Raw genomic sequence first — 16,099 nt, 5'->3', positions numbered from 1 at the left:
ATGGCCCCGAACCCGGTGATCTTCGCCATGGCCAACCCCGACCCCGAGATCACGCCCGAGGAAGCCCATGCCGTCCGTCCCGACGCCATCGTGGCGACGGGCCGCTCGGATTACCCCAACCAGGTCAACAACGTGCTGGGCTTCCCCTACCTGTTCCGGGGGGCGCTGGACATCCACGCCCGCGCGATCAACGACGAGATGAAGATCGCCTGCGCCCGCGCGCTGGCCGAACTCGCCCGGCGCGAGGTGCCCGACGAGGTGGCGGTGGCCTACGGGCGCAAGCTCAGCTTCGGGCGCGACTACATCATCCCGACGCCCTTCGACCCCCGGCTGATCCATGTGGTGCCGCCCGCCGTGGCCAAGGCCGGGATGGACACCGGCGCCGCCCGCCGCCCCATCATCGACATGGAGGGTTATGTCCAGTCGCTGCGCCAGCGCATGGACCCGACCGCCTCGATCCTGCAGGGCATCCACGCGCGGGCGCGGCAGGCGCAGGCGCGGATGATCTTCGCCGAAGGCGACGACCCGCGCGTGCTGCGCGCGGCGGTGGCATGGCAGCGCGGCGGCCTCGGCAGGGCGCTGGTGGTGGGGCGGGAAGCCGACGTGGCCGAGAAGCTGGCGGCCGAAGGCATGGCCGACGCCGTGCGCGAGATCGAGGTCGTCAGCGCCCTGACCTCGCCGCATCTGAACGCCTATCACGAGGCGCTCTACAAGCGGCTGCAGCGGCAGGGCGTGGACCGCGAGGATGCGCTGAAGCTCGCCCGCCGCGACCGCCATGTGTTTGCCGCGCTGATGCTGGCGCATGGGCATGGCGACGCGCTGGTGACGGGGGCCACGCGCAAGGCCTCGCACATCCTGTCGCAGATCGGGCAGGTCTTCGACCTGCGCCCGGAAGACGGGGCGGTGGGCATCACGGGCGTGCTGCACAAGGGCCGGATCGTGCTGATCGGCGACACGCTGGTCCATGAATGGCCCGAGGCCGAGGACTTGGCCCTGATCGCCACCCGCGGCGCCCATGTCGCCCGCGCCCTGGGGATCGAGCCGCGCGTGGCCTTCCTGTCCTTTTCCACCTTCGGCCACCCGGTCAGCGAGCGCGCCATCAAGATGGCCGAGGCGCCGAAGGTTCTGGACGCGCAGGGCGCCGATTTCGAATACGAGGGCGAGATGACGGTCGACGTGGCGCTGAACCCGGAACAGGCGGCGCGCTATCCCTTCAGCCGCCTGACCGGCCCGGCCAACGTGCTGGTGATGCCGGCCCGCCATTCGGCCTCGATCAGCGTCCGGCTGATGCAGGAAATGGCGGGCGCGACGGTGATCGGCCCGATCCTGACCGGCGTGCCGAAGCCCATCCAGATCTGCGGCACGGGGTCCAGCGTCAACGACATCCTCAACATGGCCGCGATGGCCGCGGGCCGGGTGGGGCAGGTGGCGTGAGCTGGAAGGCCCTTCTGGCGCAGGCGCGAACCGGCGCGCGCCTGCGCCATTCCCCCCATCACGGCGAGGTCCACTGGCGCGCCGTCGCCGCCACCGGGCTGGAACTGGCCCGCCGCGACAGCCGCGTGGACCCCGCGATCTGCATGGCCTTCGCGGTGCTGCACGACTGCCGCCGGGTGACGGAACACCGCGACCCCCGCCACGGCCCTGCCGCCGCGGGCGTGGCGCAATCCAGCGAGGTTCTGCTGGCCCTGCTGGGGGCCGACCGCGCCGCGCTGGTGGCCGAGGCCTGCTTTCACCACGAGGGCGGCAGGCCCCGCCGCGACCAGCCGCTGATCGGCGCCTGCTTCGACGCCGACCGCTTCACCCTGGGCCGCGTCGGGATCGAGCCGGACCCTTGGTATTTCTCGACCCTCCACCATGATCCGGCCTTTGCCGGAATGGTCCGCTTTGCCGAAGACGCCACCGCCGAGCCGCCGGAATGGGCGGCGCTGTTCACGCAGGTGGACTGAGGCAGCCGTTCATGGCAATCCTTGTCAAAAGGAGCGGCCCCATGGCCACGATGAACGTCTCGCTGCCGGACCAGATGAAGGACTGGGTGGAACAACAGTCCGAATCCGGGCGCTATGCCAACAGCAGCGACTATATCCGCGATCTCATCCGCCGCGACCAGATCAGGGCCGAGAAGATCGCCCGGATGCAGGCGTTGATTGATGAGGCGCGCCAGCAGGGACCGGGGACGCGCAGCCTTGCGGAACTGCGCGACGAGGCACGCCGCCGGATCGCGCAGGCCGGCTGAACGTGGGTTATGTGCTGAGCGCGCCCGCCGAAGAGGATTATCTGGGCATCTACATGGAGGGGCTGCTGCAATTCGGCCCGCGGCAGGCGGACGCCTATATCGCCCGGCTCGACCATATTGGCGATAACCCGCGCCTCGGCCCCGTCAGGCCGGAAATCTCCGGCGCCCCGCGCATCCATGCGACCGGCTCTCACATCATCTTCTGGGAGATCGAGCCGGACGGGACGGCCTTCATCCTTCGCATCCGCCACCACCGCGAGGACTGGTTCACAGACTGAGCCGCCTCAACCGGCGAACAACTCTCCCCGCGCCACCTGCCTCTGCCGCTCGCGGAAGCGCGCCCGGTCGGCCTCGGAATATTCGTCCGCGCAAAGATGGCACCGCACGCCTTCCTCGTATTCGGGGCGGCCAGTGTCCTCGGGCGCGAGCGGACGGCGGCAGGCGTGGCACAGCAGATGGCCGCCGGGTTCCAGCCCGTGGGTCAGGCTGACGCGCCCGTCGAAGACGAAGCAGGCGCCGTTCCACAAGCTTTCGTCCTTTGGCACGTCTTCAAGGTATTTCAGGATGCCGCCCTGCAGGTGGACGACCTCGGACACGCCCTGCGACACGAGGAAGCTGGTCGATTTCTCGCAGCGGATGCCGCCGGTGCAGAACATCGCCACGCGCTTTCCAGCGAAACGCCCGGCGTTCTCGGCCCACCACGCGGGGAACTCGCGGAAGCTGCGGGTGCCGGGGTCCACCGCCCCGCGGAAGCTGCCGATGGCGACCTCGTAATCGTTGCGGGTGTCGATCACCACCGTGTCAGGGTCGCGCAGGACCGCGTTCCAGTCGGCGGGCGCGACATGGCGGCCCACATGGGCCACAGGGTCGACCTGCGGCTGGCCCATGGTCACGATCTCGGGCTTCACCCGGACCTTCATGCGGCCGAAGGGCATCGCCTGCGCCGCGCTTTCCTTCCACGCCAGTGCCTCGAACCCCGGCCATGCGCGGACATGGGCCAGCACCGCCTCGATCCCCGGACGCGGCCCGGCGATGGTGCCGTTGATCCCCTCGCGCGCGAGGATCAGGGTGCCGCGCAGGCCTTGTGCGAGGGCCAGCGCCAGCAGGTCCTCGCGCCGGGCCGAAGGATCGGGCAGGAGGGCAAAGTGATAAAGGGCGGCCACAACGAACATGGGCGCGGCCTAGACCGGCCGCGCCCCCGAAGGCAAGCGGGCAGGATCAGAAGGCGATGCCCATGGCCAGCCCGCCCAGCACATACATGATGCCGACGATCAGGACGATGCCGACCAGGTTCATCACCGCACCCCCCCGCGCCATCTGGGCGATCGTGACCTTGCCGGTGCCGAAGACGATGGCGTTGGGCGGCGTGCCCACTGGCAGCATGAAGGCGCAGGTCGCGGCCAGCGTCGCCGGGATCAGCAGCAGGAACGGGTCCACCCCGATGCCCAGCGCCACGCCCCCCAGGATCGGGATGAAGGTGGCGGCGGTCGCGGTGTTCGAGGTGATTTCGGTCAAGAGCAGCACGATGGCCGTGACCGCGACCACCAGCCAGATGGTCGGCAGGTTTCCAAGCCCCGTGACCTGCTGGCCGAACCAGGCGTCAAGCCCGGTCGAACCCACCGCCGACGCAAGGCTCAGGCCGCCCCCGAACAGCAGCAGCACGCCCCAGGGCAGCCCTTCCTCGGCGTCCTTCCAGTCCAGCACCATCTGCGTCCGGCCGCGTCCGGGCAGGATGAACAGCAGGATCCCCGCCGTGATGGCGACGCCGGTGTCGTCGAAGCCGCCGATCCAGGGCATCGCCGCCTTCACCGCCGGGATCGAGCCCAGGATGCCCGGCACGATCCAGAAGAAGGCGGCACCGCCGAAAACCGCCAGCACCATCCGCTCGCCCTGCGACAGCGGGCCGAGCTGGCGGATCTGGTCGTCGATCATCTCGCGCCCGCCGGGGATCGCGGGCAGGTCGAAGCGGTAGAGCAGCCGCGTCATCAGGAACCAGGCGATGAAGACGAAGACGAAGGCCAGCGGCATCCCGATCAGCATCCAGTTCAGGAAGCCGATCTCGCGCCCCAGTTCGGACGAGGCATAGCCCGCGACGATGGCATTGGGCGGGCTGCCGATCAGCGTGCCGAGGCCCCCGATCGAGGCCGACCAGCCGACGGCCAGCACGAGGCAGGTGCCGAAGCGGGCGATGTTCGGATCGTCCACCGCCTCGGCGATGGTGGCGCCGCTGTCCAGCGCCTGCTGCTGGGCGGCGGTGTTGCCGCCGCTGCGCGCCAGGACGAGCGCCAGGACCGAGGTCGCGATGGGCAGCATCATCAGCGCGGTCGCGGTGTTGGACACCCACATCGACAGAAAGGCGGTGGCCAGCATCATCCCCAGCACGATCCGGCGCGGCGACAGCCCCACGCGGCGCAGCGTCAGCAGGGCGATGCGCAGGTGCAGGTTCCATTTCTCCATCGCGATGGCGATCAGGAAACCGCCGAGGAACAGGAACACGACCGAACTGGCATAAGGCGTGGTGGCCTGCGCCACCGTCCGGTCGGTCAGCATCGGGATCAGGACGATGGGCAAGAGCGAGGTGACGGACAGCGGGACCGCCTCGGTCATCCACCAGATCGCCATCAGCGCCATGACGGTGGCGACGATGCGGGCGTCGGGCGGCAGGTCGGGCTGCGAGCCGAGCAGCGCATAGACCGCAAGGGCCACGATCACCCCCAGCGCCCGCAGGGACCACATCACCCCGGCGGATCGCCCCGAGGGCCCGTCCTCCTCGAAATCCCGCGCGGTTTCCATCCGGCTATGGTCGGTCATGCAACTCCTCCATCTCTTCAGACGATTCGCGGTGCGGTAAGTAGATTTGCAGCCAGATGCCAGCGCGCAGCGGCTATGCGCCTGGCGCAAGGCTGATCGTTCACGACCGCGGGATGGCACTTCACGTTGACGCAACCCGGAACGCTTCCTAAGGTTCGCCGTCTTTGCGGGGAAATCACATGCGCGCCCTGATCGTGGTTGATCTTCAAGTCGATTTCTGTCCGGGGGGCGCCCTTGCCGTGGTCGGCGGGGACGAGATCGTGGCCCCCGTCAACGCGCTGATGCAAGGCTTCGACGCCGTCATCCTGACGCAGGACTGGCACCCCGGGAATCATTCCAGCTTCGCCGCCAACCATCCGGGCGCGCAAGCCTTTTCCACCCTGCGGATGCCTTACGGCGACCAAGTGCTGTGGCCGCGCCACTGCGTCATCGGTTCGGAAGGCGCGGCGTTCCATCCCGGTCTGGACAGCGCCCGGGCCGACTTGGTGATCCGCAAGGGCTTCCGCCCCGGCATCGACAGCTATTCCGCCTTCTTCGAGAACGACCGGACCACACCCACGGGCCTGGCGGGCTACCTGCGCGAGCGGGGCCTGACGGACCTGCATTTCACGGGCCTCGCCCATGATTTCTGCGTGGCCTGGTCGGCCATCGACGCGGCGAAGCTGGGCTTCCGGCCCTTCGTGATCGAAAAGGCCACCCGCGCCATCGACCTTGACGGCTCGCTCGACGCGGCGCAGGCGGCCATGCAGGCGGCAGGAGTCACGATCGCATGATGATCCCGACCATCGACATCGCCACCCGTGTCTACAACCACAAGTGGAAGATCGATCCGATCGTCCGCTCGCTGATCGACACCGACTTCTACAAGCTTCTGATGTGCCAGTCGGTCTTCCGCTACCGGCCCGAGGTGTCCGTGACCTTCCGGCTGATCAACCGGTCCAGGGACATCCGGCTGGCGGACCTGATCGACGAGGGCGAACTGCGCGAGCAGCTTGACCATGTGCGCGGCGTCACGCTGACGCGGGGGGAATCGACCTGGCTGCGGGGCAACACCTTCTACGGCAAGCGCCAGATGTTCCGCCCCGACTTCATGGAGTTCCTGGAAAACCTGCGCCTGCCCGCCTATCACCTGGAAAAGCGCGACGGCCAGTACGAGCTGACCTTCGAGGGCCGCTGGCCCGAGGTGATGCTGTGGGAAATCCCGGCGCTGGCCATCATCATGGAACTGCGGTCCCGCGCCGTGCTGAAGGACATGGGCCGGTTCGAGCTGCAGGTGCTTTACGCCCGCGCCATGACCCGCATCTGGGAAAAGATCGAGGCGCTGCGGGCGCTCGGCCCCGATCTTCGCATCGCCGATTTCGGCACGCGGCGGCGGCATTCCTTCCTGTGGCAGGACTGGTGCGTGCAGGCGATGATCGAGGGGTTGGGCGAGCGGTTCACCGGCACCTCGAACTGCCTGATCGCCCAGCGCCGCGACATCGAGGCGATCGGCACCAACGCCCATGAACTGCCCATGGTCTATGCCGCCCTGGCCGAGACGGACGAGGAACTGCGGCAGGCCCCCTATCGCGTGCTGGCAGACTGGCACGAGGAACACGACGGCAACCTGCGCGTGATCCTGCCCGACACCTACGGCACGCCCGGTTTTCTGGACAAGGCGCCCGACTGGCTGGCGGGCTGGACGGGCATCCGCATCGATTCGGGCGACCCGGTGGCGGTCACGGAATATGCGATCCGATGGTGGAAGTCGCGCGGCGAGGACCCGACGCAGAAGCTGGTGATCTTCTCGGACGGGCTGGACGTCGAGGAGATCGCGGCGCTGTTCCACCGCTTCAACGGGCGGGTGAAGGTCAGCTTCGGCTGGGGCACGCTTCTGACCAACGACTTCCGCGGGCTGGTGCCGGGGGACGGGCTCGCGCCCTTCAGCCTCGTCTGCAAGGCGGCGGCCGCGAACGGGCGGCCCACGGTCAAGCTGTCGGACAACCCCGAAAAGGCAACCGGCCCTGCGGACCTGATCCGCCACTACCGGCAGGTGTTCGACGCGACCGAGGGGCAGCGGTTCGATCTGGTGGTGTGAGGGGTCGGCGGAGTAGTGCGTGCAGAACAACTCCGCGACGCCTGTGCGGCTGAACGGTGCGTGCAAGCACGCACCCTACGCTTCTAGGGATTTTGCGCCGGTGGAGATTATCATTTCTAAAGAATCATGGACATGGACGTAGGGTGCGTGGTCCCCACGCACCTTCCTCGTCACCCGGTCACACCATCCGCACCGGCCCGCCATATTCCGCCACGCGCCGGTCGGCGGTCAGAAGCTGCATCCCCTCGGCCATCGCCTGCGCGACCAGCATCCGGTCGAAGGGATCGCCATGCACCGGCGGCAGGGTGGGGATGGCCAGGCAATGCCGCCCCTCGACCGGCAGTTCCAGATAGCCGTTGGCCAGCAGCCCGGCGCGGAAGGGCGACGGATCGACGGTGAAATCGGCGCGGCCCTGGGCGAACTTGATGGCGATCTCCCACAGGCTGGCGATGCTGAAGTGAAGCTGGTTGTCCGGGTCGCTCATCAGCGTCACCGCCGCCGGAGGCAGCTTCTGGACGGCGACCGCACCCCAGATCAGCAGATGCGTGTCGATCAGCAGGTTCACGCCTTTGGCTTCCGCTGGTCGGGCGGGACGTAAAGCCCGCTGCCGTCATACTTGCCCTCGAACATGGCCTGGATTTCATCGGCCATCATGTCGTCGAAATCGTCCGGCACCTCGAATTGTCCCTGCATGAAGCCCAGGCGCCGCGGCGCAGGCTGTTCGACCAGCGTCACCTTGACCACCGGCTTGCCGGCGCGGGCGATGATGAAGGGTTCGCCCTGCTCGACGCCTTCGACAAGGCGGGAAAGATGGGTCTTGGCCTCGTGCATGTTCACGGTCTTCATGACGGCACCTCTTGGTGGACTAATCCAACTTAGTCCACTCGGGGCCGGAACTCAATCCGCCGGGTCGCGCCACCTGTTGACCAGCGGATAGCGTCGGTCGAGCCAGAAGGACCGGGGCGAAACGCGCGGTCCCGGCGCGGCCTGATACCGCTTCCACTCGCTGGTATAAAGCAGCCGCTCGACCTGGCGCACGGTCTGGGGGTCATGGCCCGCGGCCACCAGATCGGCGATCGACTCGTCACGCTCGACCATCCCGGTGAGGATGGCGTCCAGCACCTCATAGGGCGGCAGGCTGTCCTGGTCGGTCTGGTCCGGGCGCAGCTCGGCCGAGGGCGGCTTGTCGATGATGACCGGCGGGATCACCTCGCCCGCCGGCGCCTGCATCCAGTCGCGGTGGTTTTCGTTCCGCCAGCGGCAGGTCTGGAATACCCGTGTCTTGTAAAGGTCCTTCAGCGGATTGTAGCCGCCCGCCATGTCGCCGTAGATCGTGGAATAGCCCACGCCGACCTCGGACTTGTTGCCGGTGGTCAGCAGCATCTCGCCGAACTTGTTGGACAGCGCCATCAGCAGCACGCCCCGCAGGCGGGACTGGATGTTCTCCTCGGTCAGGTCGGGCGCGGTGCCGGCCATGACCCCCGACAGCGCCTGCGTCACCGCATCCACCGGCCCGCTGATCGGGACCGTGTCCATGCGGATGCCCAGCCGCCGCGCCAGTTCCTCGGCATCGTCCAGCGATCCTTGCGAGGAATACCCGGACGGCAGCCGCACCCCGCGCACGTTCTCCGGTCCCAGCGCATCGGCGGCGATGGCTGCGACCAGCGCCGAATCGATGCCGCCCGACAGGCCCAGCAGCACCTTGCGGAAGCCCGACTTGCGGACATAGTCGCCAAGGCCGAGGCAGATCGCGCGGTAATCCTGTTCCCATTCGTCGGGCTGGGGGACCATCTCGCCGCGCTCGGCCCTCCAGCCTTCGGGCGTGCGGGTGAAGTCGATATGGGCCACCGCCTCATCGAAGGGCGCAAGCTGGACGACCTTGTGCCCGCCGGGGTTCAGAACGAAGCTTCCCCCGTCATAGACCTGGTCGTCCTGGCCCCCGACCATGTTCAGGTAGACCAGCGGCAGCCCCGTCTCGACCACGCGGGCGACCATGTGGCCCATCCGCAGGTCCAGCTTGTTCCGGTGATAAGGGCTGCCGTTCGGCACCACGAGGATCTCGGCCCCCGTCTCGGCCAGCGTCTCGGACACGCCCGGCCACCAGGCATCCTCGCAGATGGGGCTGCCGATGCGGACGCCGTCCACCGAAAACGGCCCGCTGATGGGACCGGGATCGAACAGGCGGTATTCGTCGAACAGCTCCTTGTGCGGCAGCTCGTGTTTCAGCACCCGCGCCGTGATCCGCCCGTCCTGCAGCACGACCCATGCATTGTGCAGCCTGCCCTCGACCCGCAGGGGCAGGCCGATGCCAAGCGCGGGGCCGTCGGCGCAGTCGGCGGCCAGCCGTTCGGCCACCCGCATGCAGTCGTCCAGGAAGGCGGGCTTCAGCACCAGGTCCTGCGTCTGGTAGCCGGTCAGGAACATCTCGGGCAGTGCCAGCATCTGCGCGCCCGCGGCCCTTGCCTGATCCCAGGCGGCGCGGGCCTTGGCGGCGTTGCCCTCAAGGTCGCCCACCGTGGCGTTCAGTTGCGCGATGGTCAGGCGGAAGCGGTCGGTCATCGCGGTTCTCCGGTCATGTCACGCTGGACGATAGGGCGGCGCCGGGGGAAGGTGAAGATGCCCGCGCGCCCTCTCTCTTTGCGCGGCGGTGCGCGCTGCGCTACAGGTGCCGGCGAACGGCGGGCGGAAGACCCGCGACCACGAAAGGCATCAGGCGATGAAACCCGCAGTCCTTGCCGCGGCGCTGGCCGGTCTGGCGATTTCCCTTTGCGCGCCCCCGGCCCATGCGCAGGCCGAGGCGGTCGTCACCAAGCAGTATGACGACGGCGGCGTCTACGAGGGCACCTTCCGCAACGGCCGCCAGCACGGGCGCGGCACCTATACGCTGCCCTCGGGCTACAGCTACGAGGGCGACTGGGTGGACGGCGAGGTCAGGGGGCAGGGCCGCGCCACCTATCCCGACGGCTCGGTCTACGAAGGCGGGTTCGAGAACGGCAAGCCCCATGGCAAGGGCCGGATCACCTATGCCGACGGCGGCACCTATGAGGGCGACTGGGCCGAGGGCGAGATCACCGGGCAGGGCCGCGCCACCTATGCCAATGGCTCGACCTACGAGGGCGGCTTCGACAAGGCCCTGCACCACGGCAAGGGCCTGCTGACCCAGCCCAATGGCTACCGCTATGCCGGCGACTGGGTGCAGGGCGCGCGGGAAGGGCAGGGCCGGATCACCTATCCCGATGGGTCCATCTATGAAGGCGGGATGCTGGCCGGGATGCGCGCGGGCCAGGGCAAGCTGACCATGCCGGACGGGCTGGTCTACGAGGGCGGCTGGGCCGGGGGGCAGATGTCAGGGCAGGGGCGGCTGGTGCAGCCCTCGGGCGACATCTACGAAGGCACCATGGTCGCCAACCGGCGCGAGGGCCACGGCCGCGCCACCTACGTCAACGGCGATGTCTACGAGGGCGGCTTCCGCGCCGACAAGCGCCACGGGCAGGGCGTCTTCACCGGCACCGACGGCTATCTTTACGAAGGCGGCTGGGTCGATGGCCGGATGCAGGGCGAGGGCCGCATCCAGTATCCCGACGGCTCGGTCTACGAAGGCATGCTCAAGGCCGACCAGCCGGACGGCAGGGGCAAGATCACCTATCCCGACGGCGCCACCTATGACGGCGACTGGGTCGCGGGCGTGATCGAGGGGCAGGGGAAGGCCACCTATGCCAACGGCCTGAACTACGAGGGCGGCTTCAGGGATGCGAAGAACGACGGGCTGGGCACGATGTCCCACCCCGACGGCTATGTCTACACCGGCGCCTGGAAGGACGGCCAGCGCCATGGCGAAGGCGCGGCCACCTATCCCGACGGCACCACCTATCGCGGCGGCTTCGCGAATGGGCTGCGCGAGGGCGAGGGTGTGCTGATGACCCCCGACGGCTTCCGCTACGAGGGCGGCTGGAAGGCCGGAGAGATCGACGGCGAGGGCGTCGCGACCTACGCCAATGGCGATATCTACGAGGGCAGCTTCGTCGCCGGCAAGCGGCAGGGCATGGGCGTCATGCGCTATGCCAGCGGCCGCGTGACCGAGGGGCAATGGCGCGACGACCGGCTGGAATCCGAGGCGGGCGCCGAGGCGGTCCCCGCCGAGCCTTCCATCGCCCCGCCCGACGAGCCGGCGGGCGCGGCCCCGCCGTCCCCGGCCGCGGCGGGCACCGAACCCGGTTCCGCCCCCGCGGACGCCCCCGCGGTCCCCCCTTCCGACAGGGAATGACCCCACGGCGCCGTCGCGCGGCCCTGCGGGGCGGGTGAACGGCGCTGGCCTTTCCCGCCGGTCCTCTGCTACACCTCCGCAATTCTGCAGCCGGAGAGTGCCATGCCCCGCTGGACCCTGTCGCAGCGCCTGATCGCCTTTGTCACCATCCCCGCCCTGGTCCTGCTCGTCTTCGGGTGGTTCCGGGCCGATGAGCCGGCGCAGTTCTTCAAGGAAGGCGGGGCGGTCGAGACGGTCTCGGTCCTGCTTCTGGCGCAGGGGGCCGTCTGCTGGTTCGTCGTCCATGGCCGCGCGGGCTGGCGCGACTGGCAGATCCCGGCGATCCTCGTGCTTTTCGCGATGCGCGAGATGGACTTCGACAAGCGATTCACCGCTTTCGGGCTTCTGAAGCTGCGGACCTATACCGGCGACGCGCCGCTGCTGCTCAAGCTGACGGGCGCGGCGGCCATCCTGTTCTCGCTTTGGGTCATCTGGCGCATCCTTGCCCGCAACCGGCCGGGCTGGTGGCGCGGGTTGCGGGCGGGACGGTTCCCCGCCATCGCGACCCTGCTGGCCATGGTCATGGTGGTCGTCGCCAAGGGGCTGGACGGGCTGGACCGCAAGCTGCTTGACGTGGGAATCGTCATCCCGGACGGCCTCGACGGCCATGCCGGCCGGATCGAGGAGGTGCTGGAGCTTGCCGCCTGGTGGCTGCTGGCCCTTGCCATCGCTCGCTTGCCCGCCGCGCGGGCGCAGGAACGCCTCAGGCGCGACGTGGCTGCCCGGCTGCCGCGCCGGGCCTGAATAGCAGCCCCCGTCGGCCGTCGTTTCCGCGTCACAAATCCCACACCTGCGGCCAAATGCATCAGGGCAAGCGCCGCTGCCCGCTGGACGGGCGCAGCCGGTGCCGCTAGAACCGCCCGTGCGAGGGCTGTCCATGGACGGCCCGACCCGTCATATCGGCCCGGCCTCCGCAGGTCGGCCCCGAACTGGAGATTGACCGTGTCCCACGCTGAAGACCACGCAGGAGACCACGGCGCCACCCGGAGGGACTTCCTCTATTACGCGACAGCCGGTGCCGGCGCGGTCGCGGCCGGGGCAGCGGCCTGGACCCTCATCAACCAGATGAACCCCTCGGCCGACGTGCAGGCCCTGTCCTCGATCCAGGTCGACATCGCCGAGGTCGCCGAGGGCACGCAGCTGACCGTGAAATGGCTGGGCAAGCCGGTCTTCATCCGCCACCGCACCGCCGACGAGATCGAGCGCGCCCGCGCCGACGACGGCGCCGCGCTGATCGACCCGACCTCGCAGAACGCCAACAACCCCGACGCCAGCGCCGCCGACGAGAACCGCACGCTGGACGAGGAAGGCCGCTGGCTGGTCCAGATCGGCGTCTGCACGCACCTCGGCTGCGTGCCGATCGGCGACGGGGCGGGCGACTACCAGGGCTGGTTCTGCCCCTGCCACGGGTCGCATTACGACGCCTCGGGCCGCATCCGCCGCGGTCCCGCGCCGACCAACATGGCCATTCCCGTTGCGTCCTTCCTGGACGACACCACCATCAAGCTGGGCTGAGGAGCGCGACGATGTCCGCCGGTATTCCGACCGATGACTACGAACCCAAGACCTCGGCCGAGCGCTGGATCGACCGGCGCCTGCCGATCGTCCGCCTGGTCGTCGATTTCGTCACCCTGCCCACGCCCAAGAACCTCAACTGGATGTGGATCTGGGGGATCGTCCTGACCTTCTGCCTCGTGCTGCAGATCGTCACCGGCATCGTCCTTGCGATGCACTACACCCCGCATGTCGACATGGCCTTCGCCAGCGTCGAGCATATCATGCGCAACGTGAACGGCGGCCATTTCCTGCGCTACCTGCACGCGAACGGGGCCTCGCTGTTCTTCTTCGCGGTCTACCTGCACATCTTCCGCAACTTCTACTACGGCAGCTACAAGCCCCCGCGCGAGGTCACCTACATCATCGGGATGCTGATCTACCTCGCGATGATGGCGACGGCCTTCATGGGCTACGTGCTGCCCTGGGGCCAGATGTCCTTCTGGGGCGCGACCGTGATCACCGGCCTCTTCGGCGCCATCCCCGGCGTCGGCCCGACGATCCAGACCTGGCTGCTGGGCGGGCCTGCGGTGGATAACGCCACGCTCAACCGTTTCTTCTCGCTGCACTACCTGCTGCCCTTCGTGATCGCGGCGCTGGTGATCGTCCATTTCTGGGCCTTCCACACCACCGGCAACAACAACCCCACCGGGGTCGAGGTGCGCCGCACCTCGCGCGAGGAAGCCGACCGCGACACCGTCCCGTTCTGGCCCTATTTCGTCATCAAGGACCTGCTGGCGATGGCCTTCATCCTGGTGATCTTCTTCGCGGTGGTCGGCTTCATGCCGAACTACCTCGGGCACCCGGACAACTACATCGAGGCGAACCCGCTGGTGACGCCCGCGCATATCGTGCCGGAATGGTACTTCCTGCCCTTCTACGCGATCCTGCGCGCCTTCACCGCCGACGTCTGGGTGGTGATGGCCGTCAACTGGATCAGCTTCGGCATCATCGACGCCAAGTTCTTCGGCGTGCTGGCGATGTTCGGCGCGATCATCGTGATGGCGCTGGCGCCCTGGCTTGACACCAGCCGGGTCCGCTCGGGCCGCTACCGGCCGCAGTTCAAGTGGTGGTTCTGGCTGCTGGCCATCGACTTCGTCATCCTCACCTGGGTGGGGGCGATGCCGGCGGAAGGGATCTATCCCTATATCGCGCTGGCGGGCTCGGCCTACTGGTTCGGCTATTTCCTGGTGATCCTGCCGCTTCTGGGCGTGATCGAACGGCCGGCCCCGATCCCGAACACCATCGAAGAAGACTGGAACGCTCATTCCGAGCGTCTGACCACCCCCGCCGAGTAAGGAGAGACGCGAATGTCCCTGAGAAACGTCACGCTCACGGCGGTCGCGGCTCTGTCCCTCGGGATGGCGGCGAATGCCCAGACGACCATCACGGTGCCGTTGAACGAACCCGGCACCGCGGCGCCCGCCCCTTCGGGGCCGGGCACCACCGTCACCCGCCAGGAGGACGGCACCACCGCGGTCGAATCGACCGGCACCGTGCCGCGCCCCGAAGGCGTCGCCCCGCAGCAGCCGCCCATCGGTTTCACCGGGGCGACCCCGGACCTGCCCAGCACCTCGGCGCCGATGGACACCACCGGCACCGGCCCGGTGCAGCAGCGCACGGGCCAGCCCCGCGCCGGCAGCACCGGCCAGATCGGCCAGGGCGAGATGACCGGCGAGACGGCCGACACCACCGGGGTGACCCCCGGCCCGGTGACGCCGGAAGACGGCGAGACCCAGGACGGCACTGCCACGCCGGCCAGCCCCGCGGGCGACGCCGCGACGGATGACCGCGCGACGCCCGACCAGCCCGCCCCGGCGGCGGACATCCCCGAGCCGACCGGCGCCGAGCCCGATGTGGTCGAGGACCGGGGGACCGAGGTGATCACCCCGACGCCCACGGCCGAGCCGGGCGAACCCCCGGCCGCGCCCAGCTTCGGCCTGCCCGACGCGGCGACCGAGGCGCAGGTGACCGCGCCCGTTCCCGCCGCGGAAGGCGCGGTCCAGGCGGATGCGCCGGACACGGACGTGCCCCCCTCGCCCGCTGAGGATGTCGCGCCCGCCGACGTGCCCACCGCCGAGCCCGCCGAGGCCGAGGCGCCTGCCGAAGAAGCGCCCGCCGGGGAAGCGCCCGCCGAGGCCGAGCTTGCCCCTGCGGATGAGGCACCTGCCGCCATCCAGAACCCCGACGAGGTCCAGACCGAGGGCGGCGATGCCGATGCCGCCGCCGCGACCGAGCCTGCGGGCGAGGAAGCCCCCGAGGGCGAGGTTCCGGCAGATCACGACGTGGCCGCGGACGGGGGCGATTCCCACGCCTTCCACCAGGAGATCCGGGACGCCGCCTTCAGCTTCGAGGGTCCCTTCGGCAAGTTCGACCAGATGCAGCTTCAGCGCGGTCTTCAGGTCTACACCGAGGTTTGCGCGGGCTGCCACGGCCTGCAGTATGTGCCCCTGCGCACCCTGTCCGATTCCAACGGGCCGGGGCTGCCGGACAACCAGGTCCGCGCCTATGCGGCCGAAATGTTCGTCGTCGATGCCGAGACCGGCGAGGAACGCCCCCGCATCCCCACCGACCACTTTCCCACGGTCGTGGGCGAGGGCATGGGCCCGGACCTGTCGCTGATGGCCAAGGCCCGGGCGGGCTTCCACGGGCCCTACGGCACCGGCCTCAGCCAGCTTGTCAACGGCATGGGCGGGCCGGAATACATCTACTCGATCCTGACCGGCTACACCGGCGAGGAGATGGAGCAGGCCGGCACCTTCCTTTACGGCAACAGCGCCTTTGCCGGCGGCTGGATCTCGATGGCGCCGCCGCTGTCGGACGACGCCGTGACCTTCGAGGACGGCTCTCCGACCGACCTCGACAGCATCGCCAAGGACCTCGCGGCCTTCCTCATGTGGACCGCCGAGCCCAAGATGATGGAGCGCAAGCAGGCGGGCCTTGTCTCGGTGCTGTTCCTGGTCGTGCTGACGGTGCTGCTGTTCCTGACCAACAAGCGCCTGTGGTGGCCGCTCAAGCACCGCGAGGACCGGCCCGGCGACGGCCGCTGACGCGAGGCTTCAGGACTGACGGAACGCGCCCCTTCCGGGGGGCGCGTTTTCCTTTGCCGCGAAGGCGCAAC

15 protein-coding genes and 1 pseudogene are annotated in these 16,099 nt (G+C 68.9%); 11 read left to right on the top strand and 5 right to left on the bottom strand.

Annotated features, from left to right (window positions below; all coding sequences use genetic code 11):
• The 4 genes from Q4F04_RS11015 to Q4F04_RS11000 all read left to right on the top strand — a co-directional run.
• Positions 1 to 1,434 (top strand): phosphate acyltransferase (locus Q4F04_RS11015; RefSeq protein WP_303369879.1); only part of this gene is annotated, 1,434 nt, incomplete at its 5' end.
• The gene (locus Q4F04_RS11010; RefSeq protein WP_303369878.1) at positions 1,431 to 1,946 is read left to right on the top strand and encodes a hypothetical protein; all 516 of its coding nucleotides are present in this window, start codon (positions 1,431 to 1,433) and stop codon (positions 1,944 to 1,946) included. The genes Q4F04_RS11015 and Q4F04_RS11010, both read left to right, overlap by 4 nt.
• A gap of 41 nt (positions 1,947 to 1,987) precedes the next feature.
• A complete protein-coding gene (locus Q4F04_RS11005; RefSeq protein WP_303369877.1) occupies positions 1,988 to 2,233 on the top strand; it encodes a type II toxin-antitoxin system ParD family antitoxin in 246 nt (81 codons plus the stop codon).
• Between the two features lie 2 nt (positions 2,234 to 2,235).
• Positions 2,236 to 2,511, top strand: coding sequence for a type II toxin-antitoxin system RelE/ParE family toxin (locus Q4F04_RS11000; RefSeq protein ID WP_303369876.1), 276 nt, complete (start codon positions 2,236 to 2,238; stop codon positions 2,509 to 2,511).
• Positions 2,512 to 2,517: 6 nt separating this feature from the next.
• Here Q4F04_RS11000 and Q4F04_RS10995 read toward each other — a convergent pair whose 3' ends face one another.
• Positions 2,518 to 3,405, bottom strand: a complete 888-nt coding sequence (locus tag Q4F04_RS10995) for a rhodanese-related sulfurtransferase (RefSeq protein ID WP_303369875.1) — start codon at positions 3,403 to 3,405, stop codon at positions 2,518 to 2,520.
• 46 nt (positions 3,406 to 3,451) lie between these two features.
• A complete protein-coding gene (locus Q4F04_RS10990) occupies positions 3,452 to 5,044 on the bottom strand; it encodes an SLC13 family permease (RefSeq protein ID WP_303369874.1) in 1,593 nt (530 codons plus the stop codon).
• A gap of 179 nt (positions 5,045 to 5,223) precedes the next feature.
• Here Q4F04_RS10990 and pncA point away from each other — a divergent pair, with 179 nt between their 5' ends.
• Positions 5,224 to 5,817, top strand: coding sequence for a bifunctional nicotinamidase/pyrazinamidase (gene pncA / locus Q4F04_RS10985; RefSeq protein WP_303369873.1), 594 nt, complete (start codon positions 5,224 to 5,226; stop codon positions 5,815 to 5,817).
• On the top strand, positions 5,814 to 7,121 hold the full coding sequence (pncB, locus tag Q4F04_RS10980; protein ID WP_303369872.1) for a nicotinate phosphoribosyltransferase: 1,308 nt from the start codon (positions 5,814 to 5,816) through the stop codon (positions 7,119 to 7,121). The genes pncA and pncB overlap by 4 nt, the downstream gene beginning before the upstream one ends.
• Before the next feature lie 178 nt (positions 7,122 to 7,299).
• Here pncB and Q4F04_RS10975 read toward each other — a convergent pair whose 3' ends face one another.
• From Q4F04_RS10975 to Q4F04_RS10965, 3 genes are read right to left on the bottom strand one after another with little or no spacing between them, the layout of a single operon-like run.
• Complete coding sequence (locus Q4F04_RS10975; protein ID WP_303369871.1) at positions 7,300 to 7,686, bottom strand: type II toxin-antitoxin system VapC family toxin; 387 nt, start codon at positions 7,684 to 7,686, stop codon at positions 7,300 to 7,302.
• Positions 7,683 to 7,967 carry a type II toxin-antitoxin system Phd/YefM family antitoxin gene (locus Q4F04_RS10970; protein ID WP_303369870.1) on the bottom strand — a complete coding sequence of 95 codons (285 nt, stop codon included), beginning with the start codon at positions 7,965 to 7,967 and terminating at the stop codon, positions 7,683 to 7,685. The genes Q4F04_RS10975 and Q4F04_RS10970 overlap by 4 nt, the downstream gene beginning before the upstream one ends.
• A gap of 51 nt (positions 7,968 to 8,018) precedes the next feature.
• Positions 8,019 to 9,680, bottom strand: coding sequence for an NAD+ synthase (locus Q4F04_RS10965; protein ID WP_303369869.1), 1,662 nt, complete (start codon positions 9,678 to 9,680; stop codon positions 8,019 to 8,021).
• 157 nt (positions 9,681 to 9,837) lie between these two features.
• Here Q4F04_RS10965 and Q4F04_RS10960 point away from each other — a divergent pair, with 157 nt between their 5' ends.
• The 5 genes and pseudogenes from Q4F04_RS10960 to Q4F04_RS16025 all read left to right on the top strand — a co-directional run.
• Positions 9,838 to 11,385, top strand: coding sequence for an MORN repeat-containing protein (locus Q4F04_RS10960; RefSeq protein WP_303369868.1), 1,548 nt, complete (start codon positions 9,838 to 9,840; stop codon positions 11,383 to 11,385).
• Between the two features lie 102 nt (positions 11,386 to 11,487).
• Positions 11,488 to 12,168: a hypothetical protein gene (locus Q4F04_RS10955; RefSeq protein WP_303369867.1), complete on the top strand. Its 681-nt coding sequence runs from the start codon at positions 11,488 to 11,490 to the stop codon at positions 12,166 to 12,168.
• Positions 12,169 to 12,366: 198 nt separating this feature from the next.
• Entirely contained in the window at positions 12,367 to 12,939 is a 573-nt protein-coding gene (gene petA, locus Q4F04_RS10950; protein WP_303369866.1) for a ubiquinol-cytochrome c reductase iron-sulfur subunit, read from the top strand.
• A gap of 11 nt (positions 12,940 to 12,950) precedes the next feature.
• Positions 12,951 to 14,276 carry a cytochrome b gene (gene petB, locus Q4F04_RS10945; RefSeq protein WP_303369865.1) on the top strand — a complete coding sequence of 442 codons (1,326 nt, stop codon included), beginning with the start codon at positions 12,951 to 12,953 and terminating at the stop codon, positions 14,274 to 14,276.
• A 1,044-nt stretch (positions 14,277 to 15,320) separates the two neighbouring features.
• Positions 15,321 to 16,028 (top strand): annotated as a pseudogene (locus Q4F04_RS16025) (cytochrome c1); the annotation flags it as partial.
• Positions 16,029 to 16,099 lie beyond the last annotated feature (71 nt).

This window comes from Paracoccus sp. (in: a-proteobacteria) (genome assembly GCF_030536915.1).
Lineage (GTDB): Bacteria > Pseudomonadota > Alphaproteobacteria > Rhodobacterales > Rhodobacteraceae > Paracoccus.
Note: the sequence above shows the minus strand (reverse complement) of the source record. Positions and strands in the feature narration are given on the sequence as shown.